The organism is Amycolatopsis sp. cmx-11-32 (genome assembly GCF_047608695.1).
Taxonomy (GTDB): Bacteria; Actinomycetota; Actinomycetes; order Mycobacteriales; family Pseudonocardiaceae; genus Amycolatopsis.
The window spans coordinates 250,505-266,354 of sequence record NZ_JADNQN010000006.1 but is presented as its reverse complement, the minus strand read 5'-3'; the positions used below and the strand labels follow the sequence as shown (position 1 = coordinate 266,354).

At 68.7% G+C, this 15,850-nt stretch carries 12 protein-coding genes and 1 pseudogene; 3 read left to right on the top strand and 10 right to left on the bottom strand.

Annotated features, from left to right (window positions below):
• Positions 1-69: 69 nt before the first annotated feature.
• The 5 genes from ACM6LR_RS20945 to gap all read right to left on the bottom strand — a co-directional run bounded on the left by ACM6LR_RS20945 (position 70) and on the right by gap (position 3,870).
• A complete protein-coding gene (locus ACM6LR_RS20945; protein ID WP_026467877.1) occupies positions 70-411 on the bottom strand; it encodes an RNA polymerase-binding protein RbpA in 342 nt (113 codons plus the stop codon).
• A 65-nt stretch (positions 412-476) separates the two neighbouring features.
• On the bottom strand, positions 477-707 hold the full coding sequence (secG, locus tag ACM6LR_RS20940; RefSeq protein ID WP_125783705.1) for a preprotein translocase subunit SecG: 231 nt from the start codon (positions 705-707) through the stop codon (positions 477-479).
• Between the two features lie 155 nt (positions 708-862).
• Entirely contained in the window at positions 863-1,648 is a 786-nt protein-coding gene (tpiA, locus tag ACM6LR_RS20935; protein ID WP_414937686.1) for a triose-phosphate isomerase, read from the bottom strand.
• Complete coding sequence (locus ACM6LR_RS20930) at positions 1,648-2,856, bottom strand: phosphoglycerate kinase (RefSeq protein ID WP_414937960.1); 1,209 nt, start codon at positions 2,854-2,856, stop codon at positions 1,648-1,650. Before ACM6LR_RS20930 ends, tpiA begins: the two co-directional genes overlap by 1 nt.
• Before the next feature lie 9 nt (positions 2,857-2,865).
• Complete coding sequence (gene gap / locus ACM6LR_RS20925) at positions 2,866-3,870, bottom strand: type I glyceraldehyde-3-phosphate dehydrogenase (protein ID WP_414937685.1); 1,005 nt, start codon at positions 3,868-3,870, stop codon at positions 2,866-2,868.
• A gap of 515 nt (positions 3,871-4,385) precedes the next feature.
• Here gap and ACM6LR_RS20920 point away from each other — a divergent pair.
• Positions 4,386-4,905, top strand: a pseudogene (locus ACM6LR_RS20920) (AraC family transcriptional regulator); the annotation flags it as partial.
• Here ACM6LR_RS20920 and ACM6LR_RS20915 read toward each other — a convergent pair.
• Genes ACM6LR_RS20915 through ACM6LR_RS20895 form a run of 5 tightly spaced genes read right to left on the bottom strand, consistent with a single transcriptional unit; the run spans position 4,889 to position 12,343 of the window.
• Positions 4,889-5,302, bottom strand: a complete 414-nt coding sequence (locus ACM6LR_RS20915) for a type II toxin-antitoxin system VapC family toxin (RefSeq protein WP_414944342.1) — start codon at positions 5,300-5,302, stop codon at positions 4,889-4,891. The pseudogene ACM6LR_RS20920 and the gene ACM6LR_RS20915 overlap by 17 nt on opposite strands.
• Complete coding sequence (locus tag ACM6LR_RS20910; RefSeq protein WP_414937683.1) at positions 5,292-5,558, bottom strand: type II toxin-antitoxin system Phd/YefM family antitoxin; 267 nt, start codon at positions 5,556-5,558, stop codon at positions 5,292-5,294. Before ACM6LR_RS20910 ends, ACM6LR_RS20915 begins: the two co-directional genes overlap by 11 nt.
• Before the next feature lie 43 nt (positions 5,559-5,601).
• A complete protein-coding gene (locus ACM6LR_RS20905; RefSeq protein ID WP_414944341.1) occupies positions 5,602-10,074 on the bottom strand; it encodes a hypothetical protein in 4,473 nt (1,490 codons plus the stop codon).
• A gap of 14 nt (positions 10,075-10,088) precedes the next feature.
• Positions 10,089-10,829: a hypothetical protein gene (locus ACM6LR_RS20900; protein WP_414937959.1), complete on the bottom strand. Its 741-nt coding sequence runs from the start codon at positions 10,827-10,829 to the stop codon at positions 10,089-10,091.
• A gap of 56 nt (positions 10,830-10,885) precedes the next feature.
• The gene (locus tag ACM6LR_RS20895) at positions 10,886-12,343 is read right to left on the bottom strand and encodes a hypothetical protein (protein ID WP_414937958.1); all 1,458 of its coding nucleotides are present in this window, start codon (positions 12,341-12,343) and stop codon (positions 10,886-10,888) included.
• 109 nt (positions 12,344-12,452) lie between these two features.
• On the opposite strand from ACM6LR_RS20895, the gene ACM6LR_RS20890 reads away from it, so the two are divergent.
• The gene (locus tag ACM6LR_RS20890) at positions 12,453-12,890 is read left to right on the top strand and encodes a PPOX class F420-dependent oxidoreductase (protein ID WP_414937681.1); all 438 of its coding nucleotides are present in this window, start codon (positions 12,453-12,455) and stop codon (positions 12,888-12,890) included.
• 286 nt (positions 12,891-13,176) lie between these two features.
• Positions 13,177-15,681 (top strand): PQQ-dependent sugar dehydrogenase, encoded by a 2,505-nt coding sequence (locus ACM6LR_RS20885; protein ID WP_414944399.1) that lies wholly within the window; start codon positions 13,177-13,179, stop codon positions 15,679-15,681.
• Positions 15,682-15,850: the final 169 nt, after the last annotated feature.

The window sequence follows — 15,850 nt, the reverse complement described above, 5'->3', positions numbered from 1 at the left end:
GGCATGCCAAACGGGCGCACCCTGGCGACGGGATCGCGGACGCGGGCATCAGCCCTGGAATACCGGAGGCTAGATCTCCCGGCGCTGGCGCAACCGCTCCAGCGCCTCGGCGAGGATGGCCTCGCCGTCGGCGTCGGAACGCCGTTCCTTCACGTAGGCGAGATGGGTCTTGTAGGGCTCGGTCCGCGGCGCGGCAGGCGGGTTCTTCTCGTCCTGCCCGCCGGGGAGCCCGCAGCGTGGGCAGTCCCACTCTTCGGGAATCTCGGCGTCCATCGAGAACGACGGTTGCGCCTCGTGCCTGTTGGCACACCAGTAGGAAATACGGCGCCGCGGCGCCGACTCACCCCGTTCCGATTCGCCCGAAGGACCGGCACCCACGCGGGTGCCCCGAATCGCGTTACCGCCAACCATGAATCCTCACACCTATAGGGATCGGCGGCGCGCCCCCCATAGGCACGCCGAAACACCTGGATCGATCAGACCTTGAGCAGGAGCCCGAGGCCGATGATGCTGATCAGCCACACCGAACCCAGCAACACCGTGATCCGGTCGAGGTTCTTCTCCGCCACACTCGAGCCGGACAGGCTCGACTGCATACCGCCACCGAACAGCGACGACAGGCCGCCACCACGACCGCGGTGCAGCAACACGGCTACCACCAGGAAAAAGCTGGAGGCGATCAACAGGATTTGCAGGAACAGCTTCATGTCATCCTCTGCGCTCTTGGAGAATGCAGGAGTACGGTGCGCACCGGCAGTGCAGTGCTATCGGACACACTGTCTACCTGAACACACCGTACTCCTGGACTCGTCCACTGCTGTGTGACGGACCGAATACACAGGCTACCCCGTTTGTGCCCCGATCAGGGCAGGGGCCCGCCCGCGGCGAGCGCGCAGAGTTTGGTGAACTCGTCACCATCCAGGCTGGCACCACCAACGAGGGCACCATCGATGTTCTCGCAGGCGACGAGGTCACTGATGTTGTTGGCCTTCGCCGAGCCGCCGTAGAGCACCCGGACCGAGGACGCGACCTCGGCACCGAACTTCTCGGCGAGGGTGGCGCGGATGGCTCCGCACACCTCCTCGGCGTCCTGCGGGGTCGCGACCTTGCCGGTCCCGATGGCCCAGACCGGTTCGTAGGCGACGACAACGTCCTTGACCTGCTCGGCCTTGAGCCCCTTGAGGCCCTCGACCAGCTGGGTCGTGGTGTGGGCGATGTGCTCGCCCGCCTCGCGGACCTCGAGCTTCTCCCCCACGCACAGGATCGGTGTGATGCCGTGCTTGAGCGCGGCCTTGACCTTCTTGTTGACGAGTTCGTCGGACTCGGCGTGGTACTCGCGCCGCTCCGAGTGCCCGACGGTGACGAAGCTGCAGCCCAGCTTCTTCAGCATCACGCCCGACACGTCACCGGTGTAGGCACCGGAGTCGTGCGGCGACAGGTCTTGGGCGCCGTAGGTGAGCGACAGCTTGTCGCCGTCGGTCAGCGTCTGGACGCTGCGGATGTCGGTGAACGGCGGCAGGACCGCGACGTCGACCTTCGCGTAGTACTTCTCCGGCAGGGCGAAGGCGATCTTCTGAACCAGCGCGATGGCTTCGAGGTGGTTCTGGTTCATCTTCCAGTTGCCGGCGATGAGCGGTTTACGCGCCACTAGTCGTTCTCTCCCAGCACAGCGACTCCGGGCAGTTCCTTGCCCTCCAGGTACTCCAGCGACGCGCCGCCGCCGGTCGAGATATGCGAGAAGCCGTCCTCGGGGAGGCCGAGCTGTCGCACGGCCGCGGCGGAGTCGCCACCGCCGACCACGGTGAAGGCGTCGCTCTTGACGAGCGCCTCGGCCACGGCACGGGTGCCGCCGGCGAAGGACTCGAATTCGAAGACGCCCATCGGGCCGTTCCAGAACACGGTCGCCGCGTCGGCCAGCTTGCCCGCGAACAGCTCGCGGGACTTCGGGCCGATGTCGAGACCCATGCGGTCGGCCGGAATGGCCGTCGCGTCGACGACGTCGAACTCGGCGTCGGCGGCGAAGCCCGTCGCGGCGAGGACATCCACCGGCAGGATCAGCTCGACACCGCGCTTTTCCGCCTCGGCGAGGAAGCCGCGGACCTGCTCCAGCTGGTCTTCCTGCAGCAGCGAGTTGCCGACCTCGTGGCCCTGGGCCTTGAGGAAGGTGTACGCCATGCCGCCGCCGATGAGCAGCCTGTCGACCTTGGTCAGCAGGTTGGCGATCACGCCCAGCTTGTCCGACACCTTCGCGCCGCCGAGCACGACCACGTACGGCCGCGCGAGATCCTCGGTGAGCTTCTTGAGGACGTCGACCTCGGCCAGCACCAGACCGCCCGCATATGCCGGAAGCGCCCGCGCGATCTCGTAGACCGAGGCCTGCTTGCGGTGCACGACACCGAAACCGTCGGAGACGAACGCGCCGCCCGGGACGAGCGCGGCCAGCTCGGCGGCCAGTTCCTGGCGCTCCGCTTCGACTTTGCTGGTCTCGCGCGCGTCGAAGCGCACGTTCTCCAGCAGGGCCACCTGACCGTCGGTCAGGCCCGCGACGGTGGCCTTGGCGGATTCGCCGACCAAGTCACCCGCCAGCGGGACATCGACGCCGAGCAGCTCGGTGAGTTTCGCGGCGACGGGCGCGAGCGAGAACTTCGGGTCCGGCTCGCCCTTGGGGCGGCCGAGGTGCGCCGTGACGACCACCTTCGCGCCCGCCTCGGCGAGGCGCTTGAGGGTCGGCAGGGCCGCGCGGACGCGGCCGTCGTCGGTGATCTTCCCCCCGTCGAGCGGGACGTTCAGGTCGGACCGTACGAGTACGAACCGGCCTGAGACGTCCTCGCCCAGCAGGTCTTCGAGTTTCTTCAGCGCCATCGGTCAGGAAAGCCTGTTGCCGACGAGCTTGACGAGGTCGGCGAGGCGGTTGGAGTAGCCCCACTCGTTGTCGTACCAGCCGATGACCTTGACCTGGTTGCCGATGACCTTGGTCAGCGGCGCGTCGTAGATGCAGGACGCCGGGTCGGTGACGATGTCGGCCGAAACGATCGGGTCCTCGTTGTAGCGCAGGATGCCGGCCAGGGGGCCGTCGGCGGCGGCCTTGTACGCGGCGTTGATCTCCTCGAGGGTCGCGCTCTTGGTCAGCGTGACGGTGAGGTCGGTGGCCGAGCCTGTCGGGATCGGGACGCGCAGCGCGTAGCCGTCCAGCTTGCCCTGCAGCTCCGGCAGGACGAGGCCGATGGCCTTGGCCGCACCGGTCGAGGTCGGGACGATGTTCAGCGCGGCGGCGCGGGCGCGGCGCAGGTCCTTGTGCGGCGCGTCCTGCAGGTTCTGGTCCTGCGTGTACGCGTGGATGGTGGTCATCAGGCCCTGCTCGATGCCGAACGAGTCCTGCAGGACCTTGGCCAGCGGGCCGAGGCAGTTCGTGGTGCAGGAGGCGTTCGAGATGATGTTCTGCGAGCCGTCGTACTTGTCGTCGTTGACGCCCAGCACCACGGTCAGGTCCTCGCCCTTGGCGGGCGCGGAGATGATGACCTTCTTCGCGCCACCGGCGAGGTGCGCCTTGGCGGCGTCGGCGTTGGTGAAGAAGCCGGTCGACTCGACGACGACGTCCACGCCCAGATCGCCCCAGGGCAGGTTGGCCGGGTCGCGCTCGGCGAGGGCCTTGATCGTCTTGCCGTCGACGACGATGCCCTCGTCGCTGACGCTGACCTCACCCGGGAAACGGCCGAGGATGGAGTCGTACTTCAGCAGGTGGGCCATCGTGGCGACGTCGCCGAGGTCGTTGAACGCGACGACCTCGATGTCGTGACCGGCGGCCTGCACGGCCCGGAAGAAGTTGCGGCCGATGCGGCCGAAGCCGTTGACACCTACGCGAACCGTCACTGCTGCCACTCCCTAGAGACTCGTCCGGGATCGCCCCGGTAAGACGTCCTTTACTCGGGCGCAACCCTAGCGTGCGTGCTGGGGCGGCCCTCTTTGCCCTGACGAGACTTCCACCACTCGGTGGGTCGGGTCAAGAATCGATCAAGTGGTTCGTCACCAGGACGTCTTGGGGAAACTCTCAGCTTCGTTGTGCTAGCCGTCGCTCCAGCGGCGTGCGCATCCATGGCGTGACTCGCACCGCTCGAACCACCCGGCCAGGTGGTTCGCCTCCGTATCGACGGCCGTTCGACGTCAGTGCCGACGTCCTCCAGGAAGTGGTGGACGCCGTCGCGGAACCACGACCTTCAGCGCGCGCTCGGTCGCGTCCTCGACCTCGTGCAGCCAGCGTTCCGGCTCCGGCTGAAGGGGACTTTCCCCGCATGCGATGCGGGGAAAGCGCCCTTCACCACGTGAGATGCGGGGAAAGTCCCCTTCAGCTCCTCCCTAGACCCGCTCCAGTTCGATCACCGGGATGACTGCCGGACCTGGTGCACATCCACGCGAACCACGACGGCGGCGGACTGGACGACACCGTCCGGCTGCTTTCGCGCGTCCGCAGATCGCGACCGAGTTCGTCCTCAACCGGCTCGTCGACATCCTCCTGGTCAGTTGCTCCGCGTGTGGCGGACGGAGAAACCGGCCGAGACGCGGGGGACCTGGCTCGGCGTCTTCGGGGATCCGTTGATCAGCGTGGCCTTGGTCAAGATCCACGAGGATCCGTGGACCACCGACCCGCTCGCGGCGGAGTTGTCGACCTCGCGCAGCACGCTGACCCGCCGCTTCCGCGAAACCACCGGACGGACCCCGGGCGACTACCTCACCCAGTGGCGGATGGGCCTGGCCGCGGTCCGGCTCCGCGACACGGTGGACACCATCGCCCGCTCGGTCGGCTACACGTCGGTCTACGCGTTCAGCCGGGCTTTCCGGCGCGCACGCCACCAGGCTCCTGGGCAGTTCCGCACTTCGGCTCGGTCACGGCCTATACCGGCGAAGTGACCGGGACGACGTCGAGAAGTTCTTTCAGGTCTTCGAAATCCTGAGGATTCGTGGTGTACAGCGGCATCTGGTGCGCGATGGCCACACTGGCGATCATCAGGTCGGCAATCCGCCGCCGGGGTGTCCTGCCCAGCGCGAGCACGGACGCCGACACCCGGCCGAAGATCCGCGCCGCTTCGGTGCCGAACGGCAGCGGGTCGAACTCGGACTCCACCCGTTGCAGCAGGTCCGTGCGCCGTGCCCGTTCGGCCGGGTCGGTGGCGTAATGCGGACCCGCCGAAAGCTCGGCGAGGGTGATCGTGCTGATCGACATCAGATCCGGCAGCTGGGCGTGATCGATCGCCCGCCGGAGGATGAGGATATTCGTGTCGAGCAGGCCGTGGACCTCAGCGGCCATAGGGATCGTCAGCCTCCCCCGCGAATGCGTCGTCGAGGTCCGCGCGAAACCTGTCCGGGTCGATGAGCGGAGCGTTCGCCGAGACGGCGGCGAACTGGTCCCGGGACACGGCGTGCCTGCGACAAAGCGGAACCAACTGGGCGATGGGCGAGCCACTGCGGGTCACGGTGAAGGTTTCACCGTGCTCGACCGCGTCCATGATCTCGCCGGAGCGGTTCCGGAGATCACGCTGGGAAATCTCATGCTGAACGCTCATGGTCAGAGGATAGCACCAGGTGGCACCGGGTGGCACCGGGTTGTCAAGCCGTCTCCTCCTCTTCCGGTTCCTCCGCCTGCCGCGTGAACAGTCGCGTCGCCGAGAGTCGCGCGACGCCGTCCGGGTCCCCGAGTTCGTCGGTCGCGTTCCGGATCATGGCGTCGACGGACAGGTACTTGCGACCCGCCCGCAGGTCCGCGTCGTTGCGCAGTCGCACGATCAGCGGGAACTCGCTCAGCGCGCCGGCGTCGAACAGGCCGGTGGTGTAGATCAGCTGGACACCCAGCGCCTCCGCGACCGCACGCTGCAGCTCCAGCAGATAGCCCGCCGACGCTCGGCCGATCGGGTTGTCGAGGAACAGCACGCCGGAGTGCCGGCTGCGGGCCTTGCCACGGTTGTTGGCCCGCAGCGCGGCGAGCGTGCAGTACAGGATGATCGCCGCGGTCAGCTGCTGCCCGCCGGAGAACACGTCCCTGATCTCGGAGACGCGCTGCCGTTCGGTCCGCAGCACGGAGTCCGGCTTCAGCATGTCGACCCGGAAACCCTTGGGAGCGGCGGCCTGCACGCCGCGCAGCACGAGCGAAAGCCCGTCCCGCTTGACGTCCCGGCCGTCGGAGGTCTTCCCCACCGCGGCCTCGTCGACGACCTCGCCCAGTTTCTCGGCGAGCACGTTCTCCTCGAGTTCGGTGAAACGGATCCGCAGGAACTCCTGGCCCGACCAGTCGCCGAGACCGTCCGGCAGCCGCGAAACCCGTTGTGCCGCGCGAAGAGTGCGCAGAGCACCGTCGACCATGCCCTGCAACCGGGTGATGATGCCGCCGCGGTGCCGGTCGATCTGCGCGAGGTCGTCGGTGAGCGTGCGCAACCGCGGCCGTAACGCCTCGGCCCATTCCGCGGCGTGGGCGGGCAGCTGATCGCGGCGGACAGAAATCACCTGCTGCCGCACCGGCGTGCTGAGCTTCTCGAACCGTTTGTCCGTGGCGTACTGCGCCAGCCGGTCCGCCGCGGCCCGCACCCGGCGGTCGCCCACGTCGGCGGCGTCCTGCGCCTCGGTGAGCGCGGTGTTCAGCCGGGAGTGCTTGGTACGAGCGGATTCGACGTCACCATCGAACGCCGCCTCATCGTCCTCTTTGGACAAGAGGTGCGCCATCGATTCGGCCAGCACGCCGAAGCCGGACGCGGACGTCTTCGCGGACTCCAGCGTCGCTTCGGCAGCGGCGCGGCGCTCCTGCAGTTCTTCCCATTTCCGCGCGGCGGCGGACACTTCGAGGCTGGCGTCGTCGATGAGCGCCAGACCGTGCTCGATGTCCTTCGGCCGCGCGTCGGAAGAGATCGCGGCGAGCGCCGACGCCAGTTCCGGGAGCTGGCTCAGTTCCGCCTTGCGGGTCGCGACGAGTCCGACGATCTCGGTGCGCTCCTCCTCCAGTACCGCGACCGCCCGGTTCGCCCGCGCCTGCGCGGCCGCCCGCGCCGAAGCGTCGGAACCATCGGGTGTCTCCAGCAACGTCGAGGCCCGCTCGCGGACGGCGTCGTCCAGCGCCTCGACGGCCGCCCGCGCGGACGCCTCGACGCTTTCCGCCTGGTCGAGTTCGGCCCGCAGATCGCTGCCGACCTCGACCTTCGAGTACGCCTCGGACGCCGACGCGAACGTGCGCCGCAACGCGTCGACCGGCTCGGCCGGGACGGCGTCGTCCTCGGAGACGTCACTCGATCCCGGAACCTCGGCCAGTTCCGACTTCGCGGTCGTCGCCGTGCGCCGGTGCCCGTCGGCGGTGCGTTGTTCCTCACCGGCCTGTTCGCGCAGCCGGGAAGCCTTCACCGCGGCTTCGGACGCCGTCGACTCGGCCCGCTCGGCGGTCTCCGTCGCGCGTTCGACGTCGTCCGTCCACTCGGGAATCCTCGCGGCACGGGCGGCCAGCGCTTCGAGCCCACGGGCCCGCTCCCCCGCCTCGGCCGACGCGGTCCGCAGTTCGGGGACCCGCTCCCGCAGCCCGGTCGCCTTCTCCCCGAACCGCTGAGACTCCTTTTCCGCCCGCTCCAACGCGGTCCGCGCGGTCTCGTGCGCGGTGCGCGCGTTCTGCGACTGTTCGGCCAGCGTCGCGATGCTGCCGGGCGGGTAATCCTCGCGCCAGGTCTTGAGTTTCCACGACAGCGCGCTGTCGTCGGCCAGCGACGTCGCCAGCGCTTCCAGGCGGCGCTGCCGTTCCGCGTGCCGGAGGGCGATGGCCTCGCGCTCGGCGTCGGCCGCTTCCTCGTCGTACATCGCCGGGTTGGGCGGGACGAGGAATTCGATGCCCGCCTCACCCGGCAGGCGGTCGGCCGTGGTGGCCTCGGTCGTGGCGACCGGGATGATCGTGGTGGGCAGCAAACGCCGCTCCGCCAGCACCTTCTCGGCGAGCCGGACCTGCTCCGGCTCGTTGAGCAGAATCCCCGAGACCAGCTGCGGCGCGCGGGCCAGCACGGCCGCCCGCCGCTTCTTGTCCAAAGTAGACAGATAGCGCCAGCCGGACCACGCGTTCATCCCGGCGGCTTCCAGCGCGTCCAACGCGGCCTGGACCTCTTCGGTGGCGGGCAGGAGACCGCCGGAACCGAGCGCGGCCAGCGCGCGCTCGTCGACGGATTCCTCCATCCGCAACGCCGTCTGCTCCTTCTCGGCGGTCGAACCCGCCTCGCGCAGACGTTCCAGCAGTACCGGCAGATCCGTCTCCAGCGCGACGTCGTCCGCGCCGAGGAGTTCGACCAGCCGGGGTTCGACGGCGAGTGCGTCGGTGCGCCGGTTGGCCCGGTCGAGCTCGTCGGCCGCGCGTTCCAACCGGTCCTTTGTGGACCCCGCGAGCCGGTGGGCGTCGTTGACGGTCGCTTGCGCGGCCCGCAGATCCTCGGCGACCCGCTCCAGTTCCTGTTCGCGGCGGACGAGTTCGGCGGCGGTCGTCTCCGCCTCCGTCCTGGTCAAGCGTGCCGCTTCGGCGACGTCGGCCCCGGCCTTGAGCGCGCCGGACCTGACGGTTTCCGCGATCTCCTCACGGATTTCGGCGATCCGGGCGCTCAGCCCGCGGGCCTCGGCCCGGCGCGAGGCCGCGAGGTTCGCCGACTCGTCGCGTTCGGATTGGGCCTTCTCCGCTTCGGAACGCAAAGCGCCGACATGGGCCTCGGCCTTCGCGGCCTGATCGGTGGCGTTCTTCGCCAGCGCCAGCAGACCTCGCGCGAGGGCGGTCGCGGCGGTGTTGCGCGCCCGCAGCGCGGGTTTCGCCTTCTGCTCGCGATTGCCCACCAGTTCCCGGAGATCGCGGGCCTTGCGAGCGGCGTTGAGATGGTTGAGAACGGTGGCGCATTCACGCCAGGCCTCGGCGGCGGTCTTGGCCTCGGCCAGTTCGCCGTCGATCCGCTTCTTGCTCTCCTGCGCCTCGTCGAGCCGCAGTTTCCCGACCAGGCGCCGGAGTTCGGTCACCCCGGCGGTGAGACGGCGATGGTCGCCCTCGGCCAGCTTCTCCGCGGACTTCACCTCGTCGACGTGCTGGTCGAGCCCGCTCAGCCGTTCGTTCTCCAGCTTGTCGCGAGCGGCGACCTGAGCGGCCAGCGTCCGCATCTGGGCGCGGGCCGCGTCAGCGAGCTTCCGTGACGCCGCGGCGACGCCTTCCTCGTCCGCCAGCGGCGTGAGCAGATCGAGCGCCCCCGCGACGAAGTCCCGCTCGGACACCAGGTCCCCGCGCTGCGCGAGATTGTGCGCGTAGGTCGCGACGACCTCGGCGAGATCCTTGGGTTCCTCCTCCGAAAGCACCGCACGCAGCAGGAACTCGACGAACGCCTCGTCGGTGCTGAACGCGAACGCGTCCGCAGCCTCGCCTTCACCCGCGTTCATCGCGCGCTGGTACCGGAACAGTTCGGTGTCGAGGCCGAGGCCGTCCAGCCGGGACGTCCACTCGTGGTGACGCCGGGTCCAGAACAGCTCCAATTCCGGCTCGCCGCCGTGCACCTTGTCGAGCAGGTCGTGGAAGCCGGACATCGTCAGCAGCCTGCCGTCCGATGTCAGCGGCAGCGTGTCCAGATCGAGCGAAGGGGTGGGGCGGAAGCAATACCAGGAATCGACGAGGTTCTCCGAATCCGCCGACACCACGTGCCCACGCCATTCCGACACCTTGCCGGTGATCACCCGATGGCCGGTCTCGACCTGCAGCCACTCCAGCGCGACGTGCGAAACGTCCTTGGCGGCGACGAACTTCTCCAGCACCTTGGTGTTCGTCGTGCCGACGACCTGACGGCGGCCGGGCAGCATGACCGAGAAGATCAGCTTGATCAGGACGGACTTGCCGCCGCCGTTCTCCAGGAACAGCACGCTCGCCGGCGACGGGCGCCGCGGCGGCCCCTCCCCGGCAAGGTGGATCCCGGCGCTGAACAGCGCGTCCTGCTGGGGCGCGGTGATGGCCGCGCCGACACCGCTGAAGTCCAGCACGACGTCCTGGTACCGCGCACCGGCCGGGCCCACCGAGTGCAGGCGAACCCGCGAAAGCTCGTACATTCCTTCCGTCCCCTTCAGAGCGTGTCCGACGCGGCAGCGCGCAAGGTCCCGCCGCCGTTGGCGACCGACACCACGTTCAGCGCGAGCAGATCGTCGAAGGCCGCGTCGGCGGCGAGTTCGCGCACCTGCACCTGATAGCGCGGTGTGGTGCGGTAGGTCCCGCCCTGTTCTCCGCTGACCTGGACGAGAAAGCCCTGATCCGCGAGGAAGCGCAGCGCACGCGCGACCATGCCGCGGGTGGTGTCCGACGCCAGCCTGCCATCCTTGGTCGCCGCCGCCGCCGGACGACGGGCGTAGGCGCGCCAGGCCTGTTCGAGTTCGGGCGCGTCGGCCAGCGGATCGTTGTTCGCCTCGGCCTCCACCGCGCGCTCGTCGAGGATCCGGCAGGCCTCGCGCACCATCGCGTCCACCTGTTCGACGCTGACGCGGCCGATGTAGGTGTCGTTGGCGAGGTCGTCCGGGCGCGGGTAGCCGAGCGCGGCGGTGGCCAGGTGGATGAGCCCGTGCAGGACCTTCTCGGTCTCGCGGCGCTCGCGGATCTTGCTCTGCCGCGCGTAGCTGTCCATCTTGATCTCGAAGACGGACTCGTCGGTCGCCGCCAGCACGGCACCGGCCTGGAGATTGACCTCCAGCACCATCAGCCCGAGCCCGGCCGCGACGGCGTGCGTGAGCTGTTTGAACGCCCTGTCCTCACCGTAGCGCCGGACGAGGTCGCCGTAGACGACGTCCCGCGACGGCAACTGCTTCGGGCGCATGCCGAACGAGACGAGCCGGGCCGCGGATTCGACGTCCCCTGTAGAAATCCCCGTCGTCACGCGACCTCCTCGTCTTCTTCTTCGTCGTGGCGATCGACCCTCGCCGACGAGAGCAACAGGTCCGCTCCGCCGAACTCGGGGTCTTCGAGCAGCGTGCCGTCGTCGACGGCCAGCAGTACCTGGCGCTCCCCCAGCCGCAGCGCCGCGCCGACCCCGGGACTGTAGGCGTGCACCGCGCGCAACGCGACCAGGGCCGGCAGCCCGGGGTCGATCAGGCGGGCCTCTTCGAGCAGGCCGGACAGCCGCCGCGGCACCTCGGGCAGGTCGAGCAGGTCGTCGGCGAGGCGCCACTGCTCATCGCCGAACCTGTCGGTGACGTCGGCGGGCATCAGCTCGGGTTCGGGGATCTCGCCGACGAGCTGGTCGCGTTCCGGCGCCGGCCGCAGCAGCAGCGATACCAGCGAGGACAGTGACGGCACGGTCGGCGGGGAGATCCCGGCCCCGGCGTGGAAGAACGACTCGGCAGGCGCGACGGCGTCGGCGATCGGCAGGCCCAGCGTCGGCATCAGGAGCTGGCCGAACAGGTCGATCGTCGCGCGCTGTGGCGGCCCGGAAAACTGCTGGCGGTCCTGCTCGGCGCGGAACACCGCTCCGGCGTCGGCCAGCCGCGACTGCAGCCGGGTGTGGCGGCGGATGCAGTCGCCGACGATGTCGACGAGTTCGGCGGCGCGGCGTTTGCGATCGGGGTCCTCGGTCTCGTCGCGGGACGCGGTGATGTTCTTGAGGATCGCGTTCTCGGCGCGGAACCGGGACTCGATATGGGACAGCGCCTGGTCCAGCAGGTCCGGAACCTCGCGCTCCCAGTCGACCGCGCGGACGTCGCGCCGGGTGGCGTCAAGTTTAGCGCGCAGCGTCTCGCCGTACTGGACGGTGCGGTAGCGGGCCTGTTCGGCGGCGAGCTTCGCGTCGGCGAGACGGCCGCGGTTGATCAGGTTCTCGAGTTTGACCTCGGCCGCGATCTGGGCGGATTCGACATCGGTGTCCAGCGCGCCGACGAGCACGTTGATCGCCTCGTCGGTGGCGCGCAGGTACACCTCACCGTTGGGCGCGGCCAGCTCCACGAGCAGCTTGAAGTCGAACTGGCGTCGCTGGTAGCCGCCGCCAGGGCCGATGGAGCCGTAGACGCGGCGGAACCCGCGGTCGGTGGTGCCCACGTTGATCAGGTTGTCGAGGACCCAGCGAGCGACCTTGGCGTGCTCGTCCGGCGTCCGGCCGGGGGCCTGGAGCGCGACGAACGGCAGCAACCGCACGATCACCTGTTCGTGGTCGGCGCCGGTGTCGAAGTCCATCGACACGGTGACCTGGTCGATCGTGTGCAGCGCGATCTCGGCCATCTGGTAGATCGTGGCGTCCGCCCAGTCCAGCTTCGCCTTGCGCGCGTCGAGGTCGTGCAAGGGCGCGGTGCAGGCCAGCGCCTTGAGGCGGCGGGTCAGCCCCTCGTCGGCCAGCCCCATCCCGGTCAGCTCGTCGTCTCGCACAGCAGGCCAGGCTAGTCGCCGCCCCCGACACCCCGCACGGGTGACCGGGGTGCCAGGGGCTCCGGGCGGCGGTAGCGTCTCGTTCATGCGTGAGATGAGCCGGGACGAGTGGTGGCAGTTCGCGAGCGAGGGCACCCGCACGGGCATGCTCGGCCTGGTCCGCGCCAACGGGGCGCCCATCGTGACACCGGTGTGGTTCCTGCTGAACGAGGGCGCGGACGGCGACGAGCTGATCTTCACCACCGGCACGGACACGCTCAAGGGGAAGGCGATCCGCCGGGACGGGCGGCTCTCGCTTGCCGTCGACGACCAGAAGCCGCCGTACTCGTACGTGCAGTTCACCGCCGAAGCGGTGCTGCACAACGATTACGACGAGATGCTCGAATGGGCGACCAGGCTCGGTGGCCGGTACATGGGCGAAGGCCAGGCCGAGGCCTACGGCAAGCGCAACGCCGTACCCGAGGAGTCCTTGGTGCGGGCACGGATCACGAAGGTGATCGCACGCGCCGACGTCGCCGGCTGACGCTCTCTATCCTCTACGCGTTTAGTCCTCTGGTTGCGGTACTTGCACGTGCAAGGACCGCAACCAGAGGACTAAACGCGTTTTGGGGGTCGACTATTGACACGAAGCATCCGCTGGTGTGTGATCTGAGCCATAGATAGGAAAGTTTCCTAACTATAACTCCGCTCCCCCGCCGGGTCCCGCCCGGTCCGCCGTTGCACCTCCCTACCCCACTTCACGCATGGAGGCTCCAGTGGCACCCCGACCACCGTGGCGCGCGCTTCTCACGTGTGCCGCCGCGACTGCGATGACCTTCGCCGTCCTGCCGGCTCTGCCCGCCGGCGCGGCATCGACCGACCACGAATCCGAAGCCGCGACGATCTCCCAAGGCGCCGTCGAAAAGAACCACGCGGGCTACTCCGGCACCGGGTTCGTGAACTTCGACAACGTCGTCGGCAGTTACGTCGAATACACGGTGAACGCCGCACAGGCCGGAACTCAAACCCTGACTTTCCGCTACGCCAACGGAACCACGGTCGACAGGCCGGTCTCGCTGAGCATCAACGGCACCGCCGCCGGAACGCTGTCCTTTCCCGGGACCGGCGCGTGGACCACCTGGAAGACGGTTACCAAGGACATCACGCTGGCCGCCGGGGCCAACAAGATCCGCACCACCTCGACGACCGCGAACGGCGGACCCAACGCGGACAGGCTCACCGCGAGCGGAGTGCTCGACGCCGAAGCGCCGACCCCGCCGAAGAACCTGGCCGCCAAGGACGTCAAGGCCCGTTCGGCCACCTTCACCTGGGAAGCCGCGACCGACAATGTCGGCGTGGTCCGGTACGAGGTCATGCGCGGCGGCAACGTGCTGAAGACCGTCGGCGGGAACACGCTCACCGCGACCGTCGACAACCTGACGCCGAACACGGCCTACGACATCTCGGTCGGCGCCTTCGACGCGGCCGGAAACCCTTCGCAGCAAAGCAATGTCGTCCAGTTCACGACGCCGTCCAGCGGGGACACCACCCCGCCGACCGTGCCGGGGAACCCGCGCTCGACGTCGGTGACCGCGAACAGCGTCTCCCTGGCGTGGAACGCTTCCACCGATGACAGCGGCACCATCGCGGGTTACGACGTCCATCAAGGCACCGCGAAGGTCGCGACGACGCCTTCGCTCGAAGCCACGATCACCGGGCTGACAGCGAACACTTCGTACACCTTCACGGTCAAGGCGCGAGACCTCGACGGCAACGCCTCCGGTGCCAGCACCGCGGTGACCGCCAAGACGAGTGGAAACGCGGGCGGCGGCATTCCGGAGTACGACAAGGACGTCACCAAGGTCGACCTCGCCTGGTCGGTCGACTTCCTGCCGGACGGCACGGCGCTCGCGACCGAACGGGACCGGTTCGAGATCGTGCGGATCACGCCCTCCGGCCAGAAGACCATGGTGGGCAAGGTTCCCGGCGCTGTCGGCACCAACGGCGAGGGCGGCCTGCTCGGCATCGCGATCTCGCCGAACTACGCCACCGATCACGCGATCTACCTGTACCACACGGCATCCGGTGACAACCGGATCGTGAAGATGACCTACGACAACGGAACGCTGTCCTCGACATCGACGCCGGTACTCACCGGGATCGCGAAGAACCGTTATCACAACGGCGGAAGGCTCCGCTTCGGCCCGGACGGCAAGCTGTACGCCACCGCGGGCGACGGACAGAACAAGGAGACCGCGCAGAACAAGGGGTCGCTCAACGGGAAGATCCTGCGGGTCAACCCCGACGGTTCGGCGCCGAGCGACAACCCGTTCTTCTCCACCGGCGGCAACGCCCGGTACGTCTGGAGCTTCGGGCACCGCAACCCGCAGGGCCTGGCGTGGGATTCTCGCGGCCAGCTGTGGGCGTCGGAGTTCGGCGACGGCAAACTGGACGAACTCAACCTGATCCAGAAGGGCGGAAACTTCGGGTGGCCGCAGTGTGAAGGCACCAACGGCAGCTGCGGCGGCACGGTCGCGCCGAAGAAGACCTGGCCGACCAGTTCCGGTGGGCCCAGCGGGATCGAGATCGTCAACGACTGGATCTACGTCGCGGCCGTCACCAGCGAGCAGGTGTTCGCCACGCAGATCAACGCGGCGGGCAACGGCGTCGGTTCGGTGCAGTCGCTGTTCTCCGGCCGCTGGGGCAGGCTCCGCTCGGTCACCAAGACGCCGGACGGTGGCCTGTGGGTCACCTCGACCAACGCGGACAAGAACGGCGGCACGCCGAGCGGTATCGACAACGTGGTGGTGCGGTTGAAGTTCCCCGGTGCCTCGCAACCGGGAGCGTTCAAGCTGGCCAGTTCCGCGTTCGCCGACAACGCCTCGATCCCGGACAAGTACACCTGCGCCGGTGACGGCACCGCGGGCCAGGACACCTCCCCGCCGCTGGCGTGGGGTGCCGGGACCACGGGCGCCAAGGGGTACGCCGTCGTCTTCGCCGACGTGGCCGACAACGGCAACAAACTGCACTGGACGATCTGGGACATCCCGGCGTCCGCGCTGTCGCTGCCCGAGGGTCTGGGATCGGGCTACAACGTCCCGAACCAGAACGGCGCCAAGCAGAAGGCCATGGGAAGCGGGGCGAACGCGCAGAAGTACTTCGGCCCCTGCCCCGGCGGCTCCAGCCATCCCTACACGTTCACGCTGTACGCGCTGAGCACAGCGACGGTGCCAGGCCTGTCTTCGTCCTCGACGATGGCGCAGATCGAGACGGCGATCAAGAACGCTTCGACGGCCAACGTCAAACTGCGCGGCAAATCCAACGCCGCGTCCTAGTCACGGTTGGGGTGTCCGGAGCGGCGCCGGGCACCCCAGCCGTATCCAGTGTCACTGGAGGAACGCCACCTCGTCCGGAATTTTCGGCGAGGTGGCGTTTTCGTGGGATACAAACTTTGTTGACGCTGCCTCGGCCGAGGAGCAGGATCGGGTTCAGCAGGCTGTCCTG

Coding starts and splice junctions, on each gene's coding strand:
- ACM6LR_RS20945 (WP_026467877.1), bottom strand. CDS start 411: ATGGTTGGCGGTAACGCGATTCGGGGCACCCGCGTGGGTGCCGGTCCT.
- secG (WP_125783705.1), bottom strand. CDS start 707: ATGAAGCTGTTCCTGCAAATCCTGTTGATCGCCTCCAGCTTTTTCCTG.
- ACM6LR_RS20915 (WP_414944342.1), bottom strand. CDS start 5,302: ATGGCCGCTGAGGTCCACGGCCTGCTCGACACGAATATCCTCATCCTC.
- ACM6LR_RS20910 (WP_414937683.1), bottom strand. CDS start 5,558: ATGAGCGTTCAGCATGAGATTTCCCAGCGTGATCTCCGGAACCGCTCC.
- ACM6LR_RS20905 (WP_414944341.1), bottom strand. CDS start 10,074: ATGTACGAGCTTTCGCGGGTTCGCCTGCACTCGGTGGGCCCGGCCGGT.
- ACM6LR_RS20900 (WP_414937959.1), bottom strand. CDS start 10,829: ATGCGCCCGAAGCAGTTGCCGTCGCGGGACGTCGTCTACGGCGACCTC.
- ACM6LR_RS20895 (WP_414937958.1), bottom strand. CDS start 12,343: ATGGGGCTGGCCGACGAGGGGCTGACCCGCCGCCTCAAGGCGCTGGCC.
- ACM6LR_RS20890 (WP_414937681.1), top strand. CDS start 12,453: ATGCGTGAGATGAGCCGGGACGAGTGGTGGCAGTTCGCGAGCGAGGGC.
- ACM6LR_RS20885 (WP_414944399.1), top strand. CDS start 13,177: ATGACCTTCGCCGTCCTGCCGGCTCTGCCCGCCGGCGCGGCATCGACC.